The following is a 2374-nucleotide window of genomic DNA, read 5'->3' as shown; positions in this document are numbered from 1 at the left end:
ACCTAAGTTATCTACGTTAAAGCCTGAAATTATGCAGGATATGAGTGATTTGGTTGCCAGAAGAAATCAATTACTTGTGATGCAAACAATGGAGAAAAATCGACTACAGATTTTACCTAAAAGCCTTACGATGACAATTAAACCAGTCCTGACTTTATTTAAAAATCAAATTAAGAAAATAGAGGATAAGCTGGTCAAACTCATTGAAAGTTGCCCTGACTATCAAGCTAAAAATACCATTCTTCAAAGTATGAAAGGCATAGGTAAAATAGCTGCTGCATCTCTCATTAGTAATTTACCTGAGTTAGGCTATATGACAAATAAACAAGCCTCTGCTTTAGTTGGAGTTGCACCAATAAACCGTGAAAGTGGGCGGTTTAAAGGCATGCGAAAAATCCAGGGAGGTAGGCATCAAGTTCGCACAGTTTTATACATGGCTATGATGTCAGCGATTCAATCTAATCCCGTTTTTAAAGCACATTATCAAAAACTAGTTGCGGCAGGCAAACCCAAAAAAGTGGCACTGATTGCATGTGTCAGAAAGATGATTGTGATCTTAAATTCTATGCTTAGAGATGGAGTTTTATGGGAAGCGCCAAAAGTTTAAAATTAACTATTGACGCCATAGTCTCTTGTTATAACTCACTTACTACTTTAGGCTTCTTTTTTGACCAGTACCAGCAATATAACCAACTAGCAGGGAAGAAAAGAAAACTTAGAAGGAAAGTATAAAAACCCACAAGTGGTAGATTGTCAGATTTTCCTTTTGCAAATTTCAAAGTTAAATACAGCATAACTAAGAAATTGATAAATATGACTTGGCCTGCAACTGTTGCGTTTATATTCATTTGTGCATCCTTTCACTCGACAGTGTGGTGAGTTATAACGCCCGCTTAAGCGGACAAAAATTGTTGGTTATAATGTGGAGCGAAGCGGAACCTAACCAACTGTTTTTGTTCCGTTTAAAGCGCTTGTTATATGCAACTTACTGATAATCTCGTAGACTCAAGTTCTCTTTTTTACAAACATTGATAACAGCCTCACGTTGAGCCAGCCCACGAAGGTATCGAGATAAATTAGCAAACGATAGCGGAGGGTGTTGAAGTTCATCAGCCCAAACGGCAAGCATAAATAGAAAGTAATCACATACAGTGATTGATTGACCAACTAAGTAGTCTTTGCCTTCAAGTTCACGATCTAGCAATTCAAATGCTTCAGTGATTATTAACTCTTGTGCTTGAACAATACTTTTAATGTTTTTATCATCTTTTGTATGTTTTTGAGGATAAAAATAAACCATAAGCTCGGCTTGAACTGTATTGGTTAAATACATTAGCCATTGAAAAGCTATAGACCTATTTTTATCTCCGATTTTAGGTATGAGATTAGATGATGGATTGTTCTCAGCCAAATGAACACAAATTGCAGGACTCTCAAAAATTGTAAGGTCATTATCAATCAGTGTAGGAATTCTACCTGCAGGGTTTAAAGCTAAATAATCCGAAGACTTTTGAGCATTACTTTTTCTGTCTACGGTGATTAATTCAAAATCAACTTTTAACTCTTCCAAAATAAAATGCGGAGCCATACTGGCATTCAATGGGTAATAATATAGTTGGTACAACGAGTACTCCTTGGGTGTTGCATATAACGCCCAAATAATGGGCAAATGATAGTTGGCTAAAATTGTGAACGTAGTGAACAAAAAGCCAACTGTTATTTGTCCTGTTAATTTGCTTGTATGGATAATACACCCATCTAAATTACTAATTATTACCGAGTTCGGGTAAAGTGAGACCCAAGCTTTGGCTGCAACCAAAGCCTTTCCTTGTCGTAGTTCGATTGATTGCTGGCTCCTCTGTTGAGAGACCGATAACAAGAATGAACGCGACAAAGAACTCCAAGCATGACACTCGAATAGTCTACTGGGTCTCGAACCCGCATTATGCAAGCAAGAGTTAGCTTATATGAAAATATAAACAAATCAAAACATTAATGTTGGCGTTGATACTGGTAAATTCCAACTCGATATCTATATCCGCCCACTCGATATTTATTTCACTGTGCCAAACGATGAAAAAGGGATTAAAGAAGCGGTTAAAACTATCAAAAAATATACACCTGAACGCGTGATTGTTGAGGCTACGGGTAGACTTGAAGCACCCTTTATTATGGCATGTGCAAAAGCAAACTTGCCATTTGTAGTCGCCAACCCTATTCATATAAAACGCTTTGCAGGCGCTATTGGTCAACGAGCCAAAACAGACAAGCTAGATGCCAAACTAATCGCGCATTTTGGTGAAGCGATTAAACCTAAGTTATCTACGTTAAAGCCTGAAATTATGCAGGATATGAGTGATTTGGTTGCCAGAAG

3 protein-coding genes are annotated in these 2374 nt (G+C 37.4%); 2 read left to right on the top strand and 1 reads right to left on the bottom strand.

The features are described 5' to 3' along the window. The coding region (locus ATS75_RS19965; RefSeq protein WP_152996255.1) for a transposase at positions 1-607 on the top strand (607 nt) is incomplete at its 5' end. Between the two features lie 378 nt (positions 608-985). Here ATS75_RS19965 and ATS75_RS19955 read toward each other — a convergent pair. Then, positions 986-1894: a glutathione S-transferase family protein gene (locus ATS75_RS19955; protein ID WP_321164322.1), complete on the bottom strand. Its 909-nt coding sequence runs from the start codon at positions 1892-1894 to the stop codon at positions 986-988. Positions 1895-1991: 97 nt separating this feature from the next. On the opposite strand from ATS75_RS19955, the gene ATS75_RS19950 reads away from it, so the two are divergent. Beyond that, positions 1992-2374: IS110 family transposase (locus ATS75_RS19950; RefSeq protein ID WP_152996178.1), on the top strand; the 383-nt coding region annotated here is incomplete at its 3' end.

The organism is Pseudoalteromonas sp. H105 (assembly GCF_001469215.1).
GTDB lineage: Bacteria > Pseudomonadota > Gammaproteobacteria > Enterobacterales > Alteromonadaceae > Pseudoalteromonas.
Note: the sequence above shows the minus strand (reverse complement) of the source record. Positions and strands in the feature narration are given on the sequence as shown.